The following is a 17,686-nucleotide window of genomic DNA, read 5'->3' on the forward strand; positions in this document are numbered from 1 at the left end:
GAATACACAACACAATCATGTCGTAATTTACTCCCCCGTTCCAGTAAGGCGAGGCTGACCTGCGGTCACATCCGGTCGGGTGGCGTGCGTACTACATCCCGTAGAATGCTTTGGTGCGATCTCCCGATTCCCCCGTCCTGTCCATTACGGGACTCATTAAGGACGTTGGCCCGCTGGCCTCCCTTGACGGCAAGATGCTCAGGGTGGTCAGCGGCGTATCCCTCACCGCGGAACGCGGACAGGTCACTGCCCTGCTGGGAGCCAACGGTGCCGGTAAAACGACCACCATCGAATGCGCCCAGGGTTTGCAGCGGCGGTCCGGCGGTGCGGTGTCCCTGCTGGGCCAGGATTCGGACGCCTCGGGGGCGTCCCTCCGTTCCCGCGTTGGCGTGATGCTGCAGGACGGCGGGTTGCCGCCGTCGGCCCGTCCCATCCCCCTGCTGAAGCATATCGCCGGAATGTACCAGGATCCATGGCCGGTGGATGATTTGATCGGACGCCTTGGCATTGACACTTTCAGCCGGACCACGGTCCGGCGCCTCTCGGGCGGCCAGCGGCAGCGGCTGGCCCTTGCGGCGGCCCTGGTGGGAAACCCCGAGGTCCTCTTCCTGGACGAGCCGAGCGCCGGGCTGGATCCGCAGTCGCGCCAGCTTGTCTTCCAGCTCATTTCCGAATTGCGGGACGCCGGCATGGGAATCATCCTGACGACCCACCTCATGGACGATGCCCAGCGGCTGGCCGACTACGTGTACATCATTGATGCAGGCCGGAACGTCGCCGAAGGTACCGTGGCCCAATTGCTCCAGCGGAACATCGGTGCTGACTCCGCCCAGGAACATGTCCGGACGCTGCTCTTCGAGGCGCGGCCCGGACTCGACTTCGCGGGCGTGCTGCCTGCCGCCGTCGACGTCCGCGAGACCCGCGCGGGGAGCTATGCCGCAACCGGCGCGCTGACACCTGACGACCTGGCAGCGCTGACAGCCTGGTGGGCCGCGCACGGCATCATGCCCGGTTCCATGAGCCTGGAGGCCCGAAGCCTCGAAGACGTATTTTTGGACATTTCGGGAAGGGAGATCCGATGAGCCGGGTTCTCGGCAGCGCTCCTGCCCCGCTGCTTCGCCGCATTCTGCTCCAGGGCAAATACGAAGCTCTCACTATGCTCCGGAACGGCGAGCAGCTCATTCTGGCAATCGTGCTGCCCCTGCTGGCATTGGTGGGCCTGACCGTCACTCCGCTGCTGGACGGCCTCGGCGGCAGCCGCGTTGACGTGGCGGTACCGGGCATCCTCGCCCTGTGCGCGATGTCCACCGCCTTCACCGGGCAGGGCATCTCCACCGGCTTCGACCGCCGTTACGGGGTGCTGCGCTTCCTGTCCACCACTCCCCTGGGCCGCACGGGCCTGATCGCAGGAAAGATCCTGGCCGTGCTGGCCGTACTGGTCCTTCAGGTACTCGTGGTGGGCACAGTTGCTTTCGTGCTTGGCTGGCAGCCGACGACGGCGGGCTGGGTGCCTGCGCTGGTACTGCTGGTTCTGGGGGCGGCAGCGTTCACGGCCCTGGGGCTTCTGGTCGCAGGCACGGTCCGGCCCGAGGCGACCCTGGCCATCACCAACCTTTTGTGGATCCTGCTCGGAGCCCTGGGCGGCATCGTGCTGCCCGCCGAACGGCTGCCCGGCCCGGCCCGGGAATTGGTGCACTTCCTGCCCTCCGGGGCATTGGGCGAGGCGCTGAGGGACGCCTTCCTTGCCGGCAGCTTCAATGGAGGCGCCACCCTAATCCTGCTGCTCTGGACGGCAATCGCCGGCGCAGCGGCCATCCGTTGGTTCAAGTGGAATTGAGAAAAACGTGAGTACGGCATCGCGCCTCCCCCAGATACTCGGACGCATGACGTCCAAGCTGCCAGTCACGGTGGACTCGACCGTCCGCAGGCTGGCCGTCCTCTCCCTCATCGGACAGACGGTGCTCGTGGTGACCGGCGGCGCAGTCCGCCTCACTGCGTCCGGGCTCGGCTGCCCCACCTGGCCGCGCTGTACTGATGCGTCCCTGGTCAACACTCCGGAGATGGGCATCCACGGTTTCATCGAATTCGGCAACCGGCTCCTGACGTTCGCGCTGGCGGCGATTGCGGTGCTCATGCTGGTGTATTTGTGGAACCTCCGCAAAGAGCGCAGGGACCTCTTCCTGCTGGCACTGGGCCTGCTGGCAAGCATCCCGGCCCAAGCGGTCATCGGCGGCATCACGGTGCTCACCCAGCTCAACCCGTGGGTCGTCGGTCTCCACTTCCTGGTCTCGATGGCCCTCGTTGTTATCGCCACGCTGCTGGTCAACCGGGCCTACGGGCGTACGGGACGGTTCCCCACCGTCGCGCTTCCCGCCCTTCCCGGCGCCGCCCGCCCGGTGATGGCCGCCGTCGCGCTGTTTTCTGCCGTCGCCGTGATGCTCGGGGTGGTGGTTACCGGAGCGGGGCCGCACGCGGGTGACGCCGACGCTCCCCGGAACGATCTTGACTGGGATCTCTTCTCGCACATCCACGCCGTGCCCGCCTACCTGGTCACCGCCGGGGCACTGTTCGGCGTGTTCCTCGTATTCCGCGGCCGAATCACAGGACCGTTCCGCTCCGCTGTCCTGATGCTGCTGGGTGTCACGGTGATCCAGGCAATCATCGGCTTCACACAGTATTACAACGGCATTCCCGCGCTGCTGGTTGGCGCCCACATGCTCGGTGCGGCTCTCCTCATGAGTGCCGCCACCAACGCGGCGGACCTCGCACGGTTCAGCCCGGTCAAGTAGGGCTTACCGGCTGGCAAGACTGCCGGGCCCGGTTAGGCAGTGCCATTCGAGCAGACGGCTCGAAAGAAACACCCCGGTCCGCATGGTCCGGGGTGTTTCTTAACCCCGGGAAAGTAGCACCACCGCTTCCCCCTCCCCGACGCTCTCTCAGATCCTGCAGGTTTTCCCCCGACGCTCTCTCAGTTGTGGCGGCAAAGCAGAACGCTCCCTCACCTGTGCGGTTCCACAGAGTGAGAGAGCGTCCGGGTTTAAGCGGCAGGAAGTGAGAGAGCGTCTAGCCCATGATGGCTGAACCCACGAAGGGGTCGACAGCCAATGCAATGAAGAGCAGGGTCAGGTAGCTGATGGAACCGTGGAAGACCTTCATGGCCCCCTTGTTGGAGACGTCGCCGCCCTGGGCCCGGTTATAGAGGGCATGCGATTCGTACAGGAACCAGGCGCCGGCGACGACGGCGGTCACAGTGTAGACCCAGCCGGCCCCGCCGGCGGGGATCAGCAGCAGCGAGCAGGCAACCATGGCCCACGCGTACAGGACAACCTGGACCGAGACTACCTTTGCGCCGGCGATTGCCCCGAGCATCGGCACGTTGGCGTTGCGGTAGTCCTCGCCGTAGCGCATGGACAGCGGCCAGTAGTGCGGAGGGGTCCACAGGAAAATCACCATGAACAGGACGATGGCCGGCCACTCCACCGTGTTTGTCACGGCGGCCCAGGCGATCAGCACCGGGAAGCATCCGGCCGCTCCGCCCCAGACGATGTTCTGGGCCGTGCGGCGCTTAAGGATCATCGTGTAGATGACAACGTAGAAAACGATGGCGCCGAGGCCTAGCCACGCCGAGAGCGGGTTGGCGCCGAACCAGAGGATCGCGATGGCGGCCGCACCCAGCAACCAGGAGAAGACCAGCGCCTCGCGCGGAGTCACTTCACCCGTGACCAAGGGCCGGTTCTCGGTCCGGTGCATCAACTTGTCGATGTCGCGGTCGATATAGCAGTTGAATGCACCGGCACTACCGGCAGCGAACGCTCCGCCCACGAGCGTTGCAAGGATCAGCCCGATGGAGGGGAATCCGCGTTCAGCGTAGATCATAGTGGGCAGCGTGCTCACCAGCAGGAGCTCGATGACCCGCGGTTTCGTGAGGGCAAGGTACGCCTTGGCTTTGCGGGCTATCCCGATCTTTCCGGGGAGCCGGGAGGCGTTCAGCGGCGTATCTGTTGTGCTCACGGTGGCAGTCACTCTGTTCTGTCTGGCTGTTCAGTCCGGCTGGTTCTCGCAGCGGCGGCGGCCCAAAAAGGGCCCGCTCCCTCCGGCGGTGGCCTCCGAATATCATACCGTGGCTCTTCGGCGCCCAAAGCCCCCATGATTCCGGCAGGTTAACCGATCCTCACGGCAGCGGCGCAGCGTGGTGATTCATATAAGGAAAATTCAGTCCACTTAGTGAGATATACGCTGACCAGCCCTTGGAATGGGGCTAAGCTGTCTGCAGATCAGCACGCAAGGAATGCCAATGGAATGCGCATTCCCGGAATCTCGAACGCGACTGAATGAAGATCAACGTTTCAATGGTGAACGGCTGGTACTAACCGCAGCGGGCGCCATTATGTGTGTCCCCGCTCCGGCCTGTTCGTACCACCTGCCGTCAGCACAGAGAGGGGCCCGGTTTTCGTGCCACATTTGGAAGAGCAAGAACTGTCATGGACCAGTTTGGACCAGCGAGCCGTTGACACGGTCCGCATTCTGGCCGCGGACGCGGTCGAAAAGGTAGGCAACGGCCACCCGGGGACGGCGATGAGCCTCGCCCCGGCCGCGTACCTTCTCTTCCAGAAGCTGATGCGCCACGATCCGAAGAACCCGGACTGGATCGGCCGCGACCGGTTCATCCTCTCCCCAGGTCACACGTCCCTGACGCTGTACATCCAGCTGTTCCTCTCCGGCTACGGCCTGGAACTGAAGGACCTTAAGGCGCTGCGGACCTGGGGTTCGCTGACTCCGGGACACCCGGAGTACAAGCACACCGCCGGTGTGGAAATCACCACCGGCCCGCTGGGCCAGGGCCTGGCGTCCTCGGTCGGTTTCGCGTACTCCCAGCGCCGCCAACGCGGACTGTTCGACGCCGATGCTCCCGCCGGCACCTCCCCGTTCGACCACACGATCTGGGTCATTGCCTCCGACGGCGACCTCCAGGAAGGCGTGACCTCCGAGGCTTCCTCGCTGGCCGGCCACCAGGAACTCGGCAACCTCGTCGTGGTGTACGACGAGAACCACATCTCCATTGAAGACGACACCGACGTCGCGTTCACCGAGGACGTCCTCAAGCGCTACGAAGCCTACGGCTGGCACGTCCAGCGCGTGGACTGGACGAAGACCGGCGAATACAAGGAAGACGTGCAGGAACTGTATGCCGCCCTCCTCGCTGCAAAAGCGGAGACCTCCAAGCCCTCGATCGTGTCGCTTCGGACCATCATCGGCTACCCGGCGCCGAAGAAGCAGAACACCGGCAAGATCCACGGCTCCGCCCTGGGTGCCGAGGAAGTCGCCGCGCTGAAGAGCGTGCTGGGCTTTGACCCCGCGAAGACGTTCGAAGTTGACGAAGAGGTGCTGGCCCACGCCCGCGCCGTCGTGGACCGCGGTGCGGCCGCCCGCAGCGAATGGCAGGACTCCTTCGAAGCGTGGCAGGCCGCCAACCCCGACGCCGCCGCGCTGCTGGAACGTGTCGAGGCCCGCAAGCTCCCGGTGGAACTCGATTCTGCCCTGCCGGTGTTCGAAGCAGGCAAGGACGTCTCCACCCGTGCCGCCTCCGGCAAGGTCCTGAACGCGATCGGGCCGGTCATGCCGGAACTGTGGGGCGGCTCGGCCGACCTCGCCGAATCCAACAACACCACCATCGAAGGTTCGCCCTCGTTCATCCCCGTGTCCCGGTCCACCGATGCGTGGAAGGGCAACCCGTACGGCCGGGTGCTGCACTTCGGCATCCGTGAGCATGCCGCCGCCTCGATCGTGAACGGCATCGCCCTGCACGGCAAGACCCGCGCGTTCTCCGGTACCTTCCTGATCTTCTCCGACTACCAGCGCCCGGCCATCCGCCTCGGCGCACTGATGGGTGTCCCGTCCCTGTACGTCTGGACGCACGACTCCATCGGCCTCGGCGAAGACGGCCCCACCCACCAGCCGGTGGAGCAGCTGGCCTCCCTGCGCGCCATTCCGGGCCTGGACGTTGTCCGCCCCGGTGACGCGAACGAGGTTTCCGCCGCTTGGAAGGCCATGCTCGAAAACCACGAGAACCCGGCCGGCATCGTCCTGACCCGCCAGAACATCCCCACCTACGCCCGCGGCGAAGGCGACGCCGAGGGTGACACCTTCGGTGCCGTCTCCGGCGTGGCCAAGGGAGGCTACGTCCTGGCCGAAGCCTCCAAGGACGGCAAGACCGCCGACGCCCAGGTCATCCTGATCGGCACCGGTTCCGAGGTCCAGCTGGCCGTGAACGCCCGCGAAGCCCTCCAGGCCGAAGGCATCGCCACCCGCGTGGTGTCGATGCCGTGCGTGGAGTGGTTCAACAAGCAGGACGCCGCCTACCGTGACGCCGTCCTGCCCCCCGCCGTGAAGGCGCGCGTGTCTGTCGAAGCAGGCCTGGCCCTGGGCTGGAAGGAATTCGTCGGCGACGCCGGCCGTTCCATCAGCCTGGAGCACTTCGGCGCCTCCGCGGACTACAAGCGCCTCTTCCAGGAATTCGGCATCACGGCAGAAGCAGTAGCCGCCGCGGCCAAGGAATCCCTCGCCGGCCTCTCCAACTGATCAACCCCCACGGTTCCGGGGGACGTTGCGCCCCCGGAACCCCTGATTTCCAGGAGTTATGACATGACTACCCCTACCCAGCAGCTCTCGGACGCCGGCGTCTCGATCTGGCTCGACGACCTCTCCCGCGGCCGCCTGCAGACCGGCACCCTGCGCAAGCTCATCGAAGAGAAGAACGTCGTTGGTGTCACCACCAACCCGTCCATCTTCCACGCCGCCATCACCTCCGGCACGGACTACGACGCCACCATCGCTGAGCAGGCAGCAGCCGGTGCCACCGTTGAAGAGACCGTCTTCGAAATCACCACCACTGACGTTGCCGACGCCTGCGACCTGTTCGCCCCCGTCGCCGCAGCCACCAAGGGCGTCGACGGCCGGGTGTCCATCGAAGTGGACCCCCGCCTCGCCTGGGACACCGCCGGCACCATCGCCGAAGCGAAGCACCTGTACAAGAAGGTCAACAAGGACAACGTCCTCATCAAGATCCCGGCAACCCTCGAAGGCCTCGAGGCCATCACGGCCACCCTGGCTGAGGGCATCAGTGTCAACGTGACCCTGATCTTCTCGCTGGAACGCTACCGCGCAGTCATCAACGCGTTCCAGTCCGGCCTGGAACAGGCCAAGGGCAACGGCCACGACCTCTCCAAGATCCACTCGGTCGCATCCTTCTTCGTCTCCCGCGTCGACGCCGAAATCGACAAGCGCCTCGACGCCATCGGCACCGACGAAGCCAAGGCACTCAAGGGCAAGGCCGGCCTGGCGAACGCCCGCCTGGCCTACCAGGTGTACGAGGAGCTCTTCTCCACCGAACGCTGGGCACTGCTCGCCGAAGCCGGCGCCCTCCCGCAGCGCCCGCTGTGGGCCTCGACCGGTGTGAAGGACCCGGCCTACCCGGACACCCTCTACGTCACCGAACTCGTCGCACCCGGCGTGGTCAACACCATGCCGGAGAAGACCCTCGACGCCACGTTCGACCACGGTGTGGTCACGGGCGACACCGTCACTCGCGGCTACGACGACGCAAACGCGACGCTGAACGCCCTCGACGCGCTGGGGATTTCCTACAACGACGTCGTGGCACTGCTTGAGTCCGAGGGCCTGGATAAGTTCGTGGCCAGCTGGAAGGAACTGCTGGGTGACGTCGAAGGCGCCCTGGCCTCTGCACGGAAGGCTTCCTAACCCATCATGAGCACACTCAGCTACGACGCCACCGGCGCAGCCCGTGAGGCACTTGAGCAGCACCTCCCCGCGCTGCTGGAAGACCGCATCGCCACCAGGATTTTCGCGAAGGACCACACCTTGTGGGGGCCCGACGCCGAACAGGAATCCGCTATCCGGCTGGGCTGGGTCGAGGCGGCCACCGTCTCGCAGCCGCTGGTCAGCGACATCCTGGAACTCCGCGACGCACTGAAGGCCGAGGGCGTCACGCGCATTGTCCTCTGCGGCATGGGCGGATCCTCGCTTGCGCCCGAGGTCATTGCGGGCACCGCTGGCGTCGAGCTGACTGTGCTTGACAGCACCGACCCTGAACAGGTCAGTGCTGCTTTGGTGGACCGCCTTGGCGAAACCGCCATTGTCGTTTCGTCCAAGTCCGGCTCCACCGTCGAAACGGATTCCCAGCGGAGGATCTTCGAGCAGGCCTTCACCGATGCCGGAGTTGACGCGAAGAGCCGTATCGTCATCGTCACTGACCCGGGTTCGCCGCTGGACAAGGCATCGCGGGAGGCCGGCTACCGCGCAGTCTTCAACGCCGACCCCAACGTCGGCGGACGCTTCTCGGCACTGACCGCCTTCGGACTGGTCCCCTGCGGGCTGGCCGGCGTGGACATCCAGGCGTTCCTGGACGAGGCCGAAGAGGCAGCAGAGATCCTTAACGAGGACGCCCCCGAGAACATCGGCCTCGCCCTGGGCACCGCGCTGGGCGGCACCAACCCGCTGCGGAACAAGATCGTGATTGCGGAGGACGGATCCGGGATCGTCGGTTTCGCCGACTGGGCCGAACAGCTCATCGCCGAATCCACCGGTAAGCTCGGCACCGGAGTTCTGCCGGTCGTCGCCGGTCCGTCAGCACCGGAGGTCACCTCCGGCGCTGCCGACGTCCTGGTGGTGCGTCTGGTAGCTGCCGACGCCGACGACGTCCAGCTCGGTGACAACGAGGTAGCCATTGCCGGCGGCCTGGCGACGCAGATGATGGTGTGGGAATTTGCCACCGCCGTCGCCGGGCGCCTGCTGGGCATCAACCCGTTTGACCAGCCCGACGTCGAAGCCGCCAAGGTGGCCGCACGCGGCCTGCTGGACGCTCAGCCGGAACCGACCCCGGCCAACTTCGTCGACGGCGCCATAGAGGTGCGCGGCGGCGACTGGCTGGGAGCTGCCTCGACGGCGTCTGCCGCAGTGTCCGCGCTGCTCGCCCAGCTCGCCGACGACAGCTACCTCAGCGTCCAGGCCTACTTCGACCGGCTGGCATATGCCCCGTTCGAAGGTGTCCGTGACCAGCTCGCAGCAGTCAGCGGACGTCCTGTGACGTTCGGCTGGGGCCCGCGCTTCCTGCACTCCACCGGCCAGTTCCACAAGGGCGGACCCGCCATCGGTGTGTTCCTGCAGGTCACTGCCGAGTCCGCAACGGACCTCTCCATCCCGGAGCGGCCGTTCACGTTCGGCGAGCTGATCTCGGCCCAGGCCGCCGGCGACGCCCAGGTTCTCAGCGACCACGGCCGTCCGGTCCTCCGCCTGCACCTCACAGACCGCGCCGCAGGCGTCAAGCAGCTGCAGGATATTTTTTCAGAGCTTGCCGGCCAGGCAGCATCCCACACTGAAAGCTAAGGCACCGAACCAACCATGCCAGAAACTGAAAACGGCAGCAGGAAGTCAGCAGGGCGGGGACGCAACCCGTTGCGGGATCCCCGGGACCGCCGGCTGAACCGCATCGCCGGTCCCTCCTCGCTGGTCCTCTTCGGAGTGACCGGCGACCTTGCCCGCAAGAAGCTCATGCCTGCCGTCTACGACCTGGCCAACCGCGGCCTGCTGCCGCCGAGCTTCGCCCTGGTGGGCTTCGCCCGGCGGCAGTGGGAAAACGAGGATTTCGCCGCCGAGGTCAAGGAGTCCGTCAAGGCCTACGCACGTACGCCGTTTGATGAGGCTGTGTGGAACCAGCTCTCCGAGGGCATCCGCTTTGTCCAGGGAGAGTTCGACGACGACGAAGCCTTTGAGCGGCTCGGCGACACGATCGACGAGCTGGACGAGCAGCGCGGAACGCGCGGCAACCACGCGTTTTACCTCTCGATTCCGCCGAAAGCGTTTGAACAGGTCTGCCGACAGCTGTCGAAGCACGGCCTGGCGCAGGCTGAGGGTGACAAGTGGCGCCGTGTCGTCATTGAGAAGCCGTTCGGGCACGACCTCGAGTCCGCCCGGCAGCTCAACGACATCGTGGAGTCTGTCTTCCCGCCCGACGCGGTCTTCCGGATCGACCACTACCTGGGCAAGGAAACAGTCCAGAACATCCTGGCCCTGCGGTTCGCGAACCAGCTGTTCGAACCGCTCTGGAACGCGAACTATGTTGACCACGTCCAGATCACCATGGCCGAGGACATCGGTACGGGCGGCCGGGCAGGCTACTACGACGGTGTGGGCGCGGCCCGCGACGTCATCCAGAACCACCTGCTCCAGCTCCTGGCGCTGACGGCCATGGAGGAACCCATTTCCTTCAACGCCGATGACCTTCGTGCCGAGAAGGAAAAGGTCCTGGCCGCGGTTAAGCTCCCGGAGGACCTGTCGACGCACTCGGCGCGCGGTCAGTTCGCCGGCGGCTGGCAGGGCGGCGAGCAGGTCCTTGGCTACCTGGAGGAGGAAGGCATCCCTGCCGACTCCACCACGGAAACCTACGCCGCCATCCGGGTGGACATCCACACGCGCCGCTGGGCAGGTGTGCCGTTCTACCTCCGTGCCGGAAAGCGGCTGGGGCGCCGGGTGACGGAAATCGCCGTCGTCTTCAAGCGCGCCCCCAACCTTCTTTTCCGCGATCACGGCGAGGACGACTTCGGCCAGAACGCCGTGGTGATCCGGGTGCAGCCTGACGAGGGCGCCACGATCCGGTTCGGTTCGAAGGTTCCTGGGACGCAGATGGAAGTCCGCGACGTCACGATGGACTTCGGCTACGGGCACTCGTTCACCGAGTCCAGCCCCGAAGCGTACGAACGGCTCATCCTGGACGTCCTGCTGGGCGAACCGCCGCTGTTCCCGCGTCACCAGGAAGTGGAACTGTCCTGGAAGATCCTGGATCCCTTTGAAGAGTACTGGGCCGGCCTGGGCGAACAGCCTGAGCCGTATGCCCCCGGAAGCTGGGGCCCCGCCTCGGCCGATGAGCTGCTTGCCCGCGACGGACGAACCTGGAGAAGGCCATGATCGTAGATCTTCCCGACACAACAACCTCCGCCATCTCCAAGAAGATCATGTCCCTGCGCGAGCAGGGCGGCGTGATCGCGCTCGGCCGGGTGCTCACCCTTGTGGTGGTCACCAAGTCCGGGCTGGAGGAGGAGGCTATTGAAGCGGCCAACGAAGCCAGCCGGGAACACCCCTGCCGGATCATCGTCCTTGCCGATGCCGGAGCCAACTCCCCCACCCGGCTGGACGCCCAGATCCGCGTGGGCGGCGACGCCGGCGCATCCGAAGTGATCGTGCTCCGCGGGTACGGCGAGCTCGCCGAGGAAAGTGAATCCCTCGTTGCCGCCCTCCTGCTCCCCGATGCTCCGATCGTGGCCTGGTGGCCGCACGGTGCGCCCAAGAGCGCCTGTGAGACGTCCATCGGGCGGATTGCGCACCGCCGCATCACCGACTCCGCCAATGAGGAGGACCCGCAGAAGGCACTGGACAACATCCGGAATACGTACAAGGCCGGCGACACCGACCTCGCCTGGACCCGCCTCACCAACTGGCGGATCCAGCTGGCCGCTGTCCTGGACCAGGTCGACTCTTCGCCCGTCACGGCCGTCGCCGTGGAAGGCGCCTCGGACTCCCCCAGCACCCTCCTTCTTGCAGCCTGGCTGACACTGGCCCTCGATGCCCCGGTGACCATCGTGGCAGACCCCGCCGGGACCGGCATCCGGCGCGTCCGGCTCAGCCGCGCCAGCGGCGACGTTCAGCTGTTCCGCCCGGGATTGTCTGTGGCTGAACTGACGCAGCCGGGCCAGCCCGCACAGCGCATCTCGCTGCCGCGCCGCAGCCTCAGGGACTGCCTTGCCGAAGAACTGCGGCGGCTGGATCCCGACGAAGTCTTCGGTGAAGTGATTACTATTGGACTGCCCCGCACAAATCTAAGGAGTGTCCGTCCCAGTGAGCGCTGATCCCAGAGTAAGCATCCACCCTGACTCATCCGTACTGATGGCTGCCATCGCGGCCCGGCTCATTACCAAACTCGTGGACGTCCAGGACAAACACGGTGAGGCAACGGTGGTGCTCACGGGTGGCACTGTGGGCATCGGCACCCTCAGGGCGGTTGCTGACTCGGCGGCCTCTCCGGCAGTGAACTGGTCCAAGGTCAACTTCTGGTGGGGCGACGAACGCTTTGTCGGCAGCTCAGACAGCGATCGCAACACCCTCCAGGCGCACGAGGCGCTGCTGTCGCACATCCCCGTGGACCCGGAACGGGTGCATGAACCCGGCTCCACGGACGACTTCGACAGTCCGGAAGATGCCGCTGCTGACTACGCGCGGCGGCTTGCCCAGGCAGCCGCGGCGGAGCATGCAGCGGACATGTCCGATGACCGTCCCGAGAACCCGGGGACGCTTCCCCGCTTCGACGTGGTCCTCCTTGGCGTAGGCCCGGATGCCCATGTGGCCTCGCTCTTCCCCGAACAGGCAGGCATCAGGGAGAAAGAGCTCACGGTTGTGGGCGTCCGGAATTCCCCGAAACCGCCGCCCGAACGCATTTCGCTGACATTGCCGGCGATCAACACGGCGAGCGAAGTGTGGATGGTCGTTGCGGGCGAGGATAAGGCAGGTGCCGTGGGCCTTGCCCTGGCAGGCGCAAACCCCGTACAGGTCCCCGCGGCGGGACCTACCGGCCGCTCTCGGACGCTGTGGCTAATCGATGAGAATGCCGCGTCACGGGTTCCCGAGCAGCTAGTCCGTAAAGGTCCCGCGGGCTCGTAGCCGCTCCAGCGCTCCGGCCAGTACGTCTTCGGCGTCCTGGCTGGAGCGTCGCTCTTTAACGTACTCAAGGTGGCTTTTATAGCCCTCGTCGGAATGGTGCGGCAGCTCGACGCGGGCCTCGTCCCGTGACGCAGTGCCGCCGCAGCGGCGGCAGTCCCAGACCACGGGGATCTGGTCTTCCGGGAGCTTAATGAAAACAGGCCGCGTCTCGTGTCCTTTGGCGCACCAATAGGAAACACGAATACGCGGCAAGCGTTCACCGACAACGTCGTTTGGCTGAATTTTCGGGGCTGACCCTTCGGCCACCCCCACACGGGTTCCCCGGAACCCAGAAGCAGCATGCACCATCGGGAACTCCTGGCTACTCGACTGACCGGTTGTTGGAAGCCAACAGCCACAGTTTAGTGCGGAGTTCCCGACGGCGGCAGGGCCGTTAGTACCGGGAGTGTAAATTCCGGGAAAACTCCCGGCCGGTATTGTTCAGGCGGACTGCTAGGAGTCGCCGCCTCCGGAGAAGCGCATCAGAAGGCCAAGGGCGATGATGACGACGCCCCAGGTGACACCGAGGATGACCGTGAACCTGTTGAGGTTGCGTTCCGCCACGCCGGACGAGCTGAGGCCTGAGCTCATGCCTCCGCCGAACATGTCCGACAGACCGCCGCCCCGTCCCTTGTGGAGCAGGATGAGCAGCGTCAGCAGGAGGCTGGTGATGCCCAGGAGGATCTGCAGAATGACATGAAGAACGTCCACGACGGCCTTTCAGAAGTTGATGATTGCGGGGGTCAAGGCTGTGTCCGGACTAATCCGTCAGCAGGTGACTCTCGAACCTGACAATATTAGCAAACTCGGCGGGATCGAGGCTGGCGCCGCCTACCAACACGCCGTCGACGTCGCGTTCGTTCAGGATGGCGGCCGCATTGTTGGCCTTGACCGAACCGCCGTACAGCAGGCGGACCTTCGCGGCAACCTCGTCGCCGAACAGGGTGGTGAGCTCGGCGCGGATGGCGGCGCACATTTCCTGTGCATCCTCCGGTCCTGCCACTTCACCGGTGCCGATGGCCCAGACGGGCTCGTAGGCGACCACGAGCTCGGCCGCTTCGTCGGCGCTGAGGCCTTCGACGTTGGCACGGAGCTGGTCGAGCGTGTGCTGGACGTGCGTGCCGGCCTGCCGGATCTCGAGGCCTTCGCCGACGCAGAGCACCGGGGTGACTCCGTGGCGGTATGCGGCCTTCACTTTAGCGTTGAGGACCTCGTCGGTCTCGTTGTGGATGGTGCGCCGTTCGCTGTGGCCGACCAGGACGTACTTGCAGCCCAGCTTGTTCAGGAACTGGCCGGAGATGTCACCGGTGTAGGCACCGGAATCGAACTGCGAAAGGTCCTGGCCGCCGTAGACGACTTCCAGTTCGTCGCCCTGGACGAGGGTCTGGACGCCGCGAAGGTCGGTGAAAGGCGGGAAGACAGCTACCTCGGCGCGGCTGTAATCGTGCTTGGCATCGGACAGGGTCCAAGCGAGTTTCTGCAGCAGCGTGATGCCCTGGACGTGGTCCATGTTCATCTTCCAGTTGCCGGCAATCAGGGGCGTGCGGTCGAACTTGCCATTCGTTGACGTAGTCACGTGTTCTCCAAAAAGTGCGTGTGATATGAACAGCCGGCAGGGCCCCGACCTTTCAGTGCGGTGCCCTGCCGGCTGGAGGATCTAGCGGTCCAGAACGCTGAGGCCCGGCAGTTCCTTGCCTTCGAGGTACTCCAGGCTGGCGCCGCCACCCGTGGAGATGTGGCCGAACTGGTCGTCGGCGAAGCCCAGGGTGCGGACGGCAGCTGCGGAGTCTCCGCCGCCGACCACGGTGAAGGCATCCGCTTCGGTGAGGGCCTGCGCGATGGCACGGGTGCCGCCGGCAAAGGCGTCGAACTCAAAGACGCCCATGGGGCCGTTCCAGAACACCGTCTTGGCGCCCTTGATGCGGGCGGCGAACGCGGCCGCCGATTCGGGTCCGATGTCCAGCCCGATGCCCTGCGCGCCGAAGCTGCTGCCTTCGATGGCGTCGGCGCTGACCGTCTCGTGGTCAGCGTCAGCAGCGAACTTGGCCGCGACCACAACGTCCGTGGGCACAACGAACTCAGTGCCTGCGTCCGCCGCGCGCTTCAGGTAGTCCTGGACCACGGGGATCTGGTCTTCCTCGAGCAGGCTGCCGGCAACCTTGTGGCCGGCCGCTGCCAGGAACGTGAACAGCATGCCGCCACCCACCAGGATGGTGTCGGCCTTGCCAATCAGGTTGTCGATGACCGCGAGCTTGTCCGAAACCTTGGAACCGCCGAGCACCACCACATAAGGCCGTTGGGTCTCCGTGGTGAGCTTGCGGAGCACCTCCACTTCGGTGTGCACAAGGTCGCCCTGGTACGACGGCAGCCGGGTGGCGACGTCGTACACGCTGGCGTGCTTGCGGTGGACGGCGCCGAAGGCGTCATCCACGAAGGCGCCGTTCCCGCCCGTCAGCGACACCAGTTCGTCCGCGAAGGCGCCGCGCTCGGCGTCGTCCTTGCTGGTCTCACGGGCATCGAAACGAACGTTTTCAAGGACCAGGACTTCGCCGTCCTGCAACGCAGCGGCATGCTCCTTTGCCGAGGCACCGACGGTGTCTCCGGCCAGGGTGACCTTGAAAGGAGCCAGCTCGGCCAGCCGCGTTACGGCAGGCTTGAGGGAGTATTTTTCCTCCGGGGCGCCCTTGGGGCGTCCGAGGTGGGCTGTGACCAGCACGCGGGCACCGGCGTCCGTGAGCTTCGTCAGTACTGGCAGGGACGCTTTAATGCGGCCGTCATCAGTCACGTCAGAGCCGTCGAGCGGCACATTCAGGTCACTTCTGACCAGAATGTACCGCCCGCGGACACCATCAGCGATCAGTTCGTTGAGGGTGTGGAATGTCATGTGTCTAACCCTAGCCCAGCTTGGATGCGACGAGCTCCGTGAGGTCGACCAGGCGGTTCGAGTAGCCCCATTCGTTGTCATACCAGGAAACAACCTTGACCTGGTTGCCGATGACCTTGGTCAGGCCGGAGTCGAAGATCGACGAGGCCGGGTCGCCCACGATGTCGGAAGAGACGATCGGCTCATCCGTGTAGGTCAGGAAGCCCTGGAGCGCCTCGGACTCGGACGCCTTCTTCAGCGCTGCGTTGACTTCCTCAACGGTGGTCTCGCGGGAAACGGTGACCGTGAGGTCGGTTGCGGAGCCGGTGGGGACGGGGACGCGGATGGCGTAACCGTCCAGCTTGCCCTTGAGTTCCGGAAGCACCAGGCCGATGGCCTTGGCCGCACCGGTGGAGGTGGGGACCATGTTGATGGCGGCGGCGCGGGCACGGCGGAGGTCGCTGTGCGGGCCGTCCTGCAGGTTCTGGTCGGCCGTGTAGGCGTGGACCGTCGTCATGAGGCCGCGCTCGATGCCGAACTCGTCGTTGACGACCTTGGCCAGCGGGCCGAGGCAGTTGGTGGTGCAGGATGCGTTGGAGATGATGTGGTGCTTGGCGTTGTCGTACAGCTCGTGGTTGACGCCCATCACGATGGTGATGTCCTCGTCCGAGGCCGGGGCGGAGATCAGGACCTTCTTGGCGCCGGCGTCGATGTGCTTCTTGGCGGCAGCGGCCTTGGTGAAGAAGCCGGTGGACTCGATGACGATGTCAACGCCCAGCTCTCCCCAGGGGAGGTTCGCGGGGTCGCGCTCGGCGAGAACCTTTACGACATTGCCGTTGACGACGATGTTGCCGTCCTTGACCTCGATGGTCTCCTTGAGGCGGCCGCCTACGGAGTCGTACTTGAAGAGGTGGGCCAGCGCTTCGGGGCTGGTGAGGTCGTTGACTGCAACGATCTCGAGGTCAGCACCCTGTGCCAGTGCAGCACGGAAGTAATTGCGGCCAATGCGGCCAAAGCCGTTGATACCAATACGGGTCGTCACTTTTTCAGTCTCCTTGGTGCTTGTTGAAGCACAACTAGTTGAGCGGGCGTTCAAGCCAACTAACAGATCCCGCACGCCATTGGGCAGAGATGATTACCAGATCGGAGGGCGACCAGCCACATTGCTGAAGGCTAACCGCCTTCCGTGATCCATCTTACGTTTAAGAAGGTCCGCCCCCGCAAGTGCGGGGGCGGACCGTCCACGATTCGGCCCGAAACGGACTAAATGTGAAGTTTGTTACAGGGTGATGTCTTGCCCGTCACACCTGAACGGCGTTACAGGGTGATGAGGCCCGTGGCGTTCTTGCGTGCACCGTCGAAGCGCTTGGCGACGTCGGCCCAGTTCACGATGTTCCAGAAAGCCTTGACGTAGTCAGCCTTGACGTTGACGTAGTCCAGGTAGAAGGCGTGCTCCCACATGTCGAGCATGAGCAGCGGCGTGGTGCCGAGTGCAACGTTGCCCTGCTGGTCGTAGAGCTGCTCGATGACCAGGTTTCCGCCGATGGGCTCGTAGGCCAGGAATCCCCAGCCGGAACCCTGCAGGCCCAGCGCGGCAGCGCTGAACTGCGCACGGAAGGCGTCGAAGGAACCAAAAGCGTCATCGATGGCTGCGGCCAGCTCACCTTCGGGCTTGTCGCCGCCGTCCGGGGACAGGTTGTTCCAGAACACGGAGTGGTTGACGTGGCCGCCGGTGTGGAAAGCCAGGTCCTTCGAAAGCCGGTTGATGTTGGCGAAGTCGCCCTTTTCGCGTGCCTCAGCCAGCTGGGCCAGCGCGTTGTTGGCACCGGTCACGTAGGCAGCGTGGTGCTTGCTGTGGTGCAGCTCCATGATGCGTGCGGAGATGTGGGGCTCCAGCGCTGCGTAGTCGTAGCTGAGTTCAGGCAGTACGTACTCGGTCACAAAATCCTCCAATGTCGTGGACAGGTTGTCCGGTTTGGTAACTCTCGGATTGTGCATCCGGATGACAGGTCACCCGGAAATCTATAGGGACGGAATCCAGGCGGAGCGGTGGCTCCC

General features: G+C 65.1%; 16 protein-coding genes. 9 read left to right on the forward strand and 7 right to left on the reverse strand.

All coding sequences use genetic code 11. The features are described 5' to 3' along the window. Nucleotides 1-113 precede the first annotated feature (113 nt). From JOE31_RS12315 to JOE31_RS12325, 3 genes are read left to right on the forward strand one after another with little or no spacing between them, the layout of a single operon-like run. Nucleotides 114-1,082: an ABC transporter ATP-binding protein gene (locus JOE31_RS12315; RefSeq protein ID WP_209744796.1), complete on the forward strand. Its 969-nt coding sequence runs from the start codon at nucleotides 114-116 to the stop codon at nucleotides 1,080-1,082. Beyond that, a complete protein-coding gene (locus JOE31_RS12320) occupies nucleotides 1,079-1,837 on the forward strand; it encodes an ABC transporter permease (protein WP_209744799.1) in 759 nt (252 codons plus the stop codon). The genes JOE31_RS12315 and JOE31_RS12320 overlap by 4 nt, the downstream gene beginning before the upstream one ends. Nucleotides 1,838-1,844: 7 nt before the next feature. After that, on the forward strand, nucleotides 1,845-2,789 hold the full coding sequence (locus JOE31_RS12325) for a heme A synthase (RefSeq protein WP_209744801.1): 945 nt from the start codon (nucleotides 1,845-1,847) through the stop codon (nucleotides 2,787-2,789). A 274-nt stretch (nucleotides 2,790-3,063) separates the two neighbouring features. Here JOE31_RS12325 and JOE31_RS12330 read toward each other — a convergent pair whose 3' ends face one another. Beyond that, nucleotides 3,064-4,023 (reverse strand): heme o synthase, encoded by a 960-nt coding sequence (locus tag JOE31_RS12330; RefSeq protein ID WP_209744804.1) that lies wholly within the window; start codon nucleotides 4,021-4,023, stop codon nucleotides 3,064-3,066. Nucleotides 4,024-4,461: 438 nt separating this feature from the next. On the opposite strand from JOE31_RS12330, the gene tkt reads away from it, so the two are divergent. From tkt to pgl, 6 genes are all read left to right on the forward strand, one after another. Continuing rightward, nucleotides 4,462-6,579 carry a transketolase gene (gene tkt / locus JOE31_RS12335; protein WP_209748392.1) on the forward strand — a complete coding sequence of 706 codons (2,118 nt, stop codon included), beginning with the start codon at nucleotides 4,462-4,464 and terminating at the stop codon, nucleotides 6,577-6,579. Between the two features lie 63 nt (nucleotides 6,580-6,642). Further along, nucleotides 6,643-7,758 carry a transaldolase gene (gene tal / locus JOE31_RS12340; protein ID WP_209744807.1) on the forward strand — a complete coding sequence of 372 codons (1,116 nt, stop codon included), beginning with the start codon at nucleotides 6,643-6,645 and terminating at the stop codon, nucleotides 7,756-7,758. Between the two features lie 6 nt (nucleotides 7,759-7,764). Beyond that, nucleotides 7,765-9,402, forward strand: coding sequence for a glucose-6-phosphate isomerase (locus tag JOE31_RS12345; RefSeq protein WP_209744810.1), 1,638 nt, complete (start codon nucleotides 7,765-7,767; stop codon nucleotides 9,400-9,402). Nucleotides 9,403-9,417: 15 nt separating this feature from the next. Then, nucleotides 9,418-10,980, forward strand: a complete 1,563-nt coding sequence (zwf, locus tag JOE31_RS12350) for a glucose-6-phosphate dehydrogenase (protein ID WP_209744813.1) — start codon at nucleotides 9,418-9,420, stop codon at nucleotides 10,978-10,980. Beyond that, on the forward strand, nucleotides 10,977-11,918 hold the full coding sequence (locus JOE31_RS12355; RefSeq protein ID WP_209744816.1) for a glucose-6-phosphate dehydrogenase assembly protein OpcA: 942 nt from the start codon (nucleotides 10,977-10,979) through the stop codon (nucleotides 11,916-11,918). Before zwf ends, JOE31_RS12355 begins: the two co-directional genes overlap by 4 nt. Beyond that, nucleotides 11,908-12,726, forward strand: coding sequence for a 6-phosphogluconolactonase (gene pgl / locus JOE31_RS12360; protein ID WP_209744820.1), 819 nt, complete (start codon nucleotides 11,908-11,910; stop codon nucleotides 12,724-12,726). The genes JOE31_RS12355 and pgl overlap by 11 nt, the downstream gene beginning before the upstream one ends. Here the strand turns inward: pgl and JOE31_RS12365 are convergent. The 6 genes from JOE31_RS12365 to JOE31_RS12390 form a co-directional block, all read right to left on the reverse strand. Further along, nucleotides 12,697-13,074, reverse strand: coding sequence for an RNA polymerase-binding protein RbpA (locus JOE31_RS12365; RefSeq protein ID WP_209744823.1), 378 nt, complete (start codon nucleotides 13,072-13,074; stop codon nucleotides 12,697-12,699). The two genes, pgl and JOE31_RS12365, sit on opposite strands and share 30 nt — an antisense overlap. Nucleotides 13,075-13,218: 144 nt before the next feature. Then, nucleotides 13,219-13,476, reverse strand: coding sequence for a preprotein translocase subunit SecG (secG, locus tag JOE31_RS12370; protein ID WP_011691936.1), 258 nt, complete (start codon nucleotides 13,474-13,476; stop codon nucleotides 13,219-13,221). A gap of 49 nt (nucleotides 13,477-13,525) precedes the next feature. Further along, nucleotides 13,526-14,341, reverse strand: coding sequence for a triose-phosphate isomerase (tpiA, locus tag JOE31_RS12375; protein ID WP_209744826.1), 816 nt, complete (start codon nucleotides 14,339-14,341; stop codon nucleotides 13,526-13,528). Nucleotides 14,342-14,422: 81 nt separating this feature from the next. Beyond that, nucleotides 14,423-15,649: a phosphoglycerate kinase gene (pgk, locus tag JOE31_RS12380; protein WP_209744828.1), complete on the reverse strand. Its 1,227-nt coding sequence runs from the start codon at nucleotides 15,647-15,649 to the stop codon at nucleotides 14,423-14,425. Nucleotides 15,650-15,659: 10 nt separating this feature from the next. Beyond that, nucleotides 15,660-16,670, reverse strand: coding sequence for a type I glyceraldehyde-3-phosphate dehydrogenase (gene gap, locus JOE31_RS12385; RefSeq protein ID WP_209744831.1), 1,011 nt, complete (start codon nucleotides 16,668-16,670; stop codon nucleotides 15,660-15,662). A gap of 275 nt (nucleotides 16,671-16,945) precedes the next feature. Continuing rightward, a complete protein-coding gene (locus JOE31_RS12390; RefSeq protein WP_043481406.1) occupies nucleotides 16,946-17,569 on the reverse strand; it encodes a superoxide dismutase in 624 nt (207 codons plus the stop codon). Between the last annotated feature and the right edge of the window lie 117 nt (nucleotides 17,570-17,686).

The organism is Arthrobacter sp. PvP023, from assembly GCF_017832975.1.
Taxonomy (GTDB): domain Bacteria; phylum Actinomycetota; class Actinomycetes; order Actinomycetales; family Micrococcaceae; genus Arthrobacter.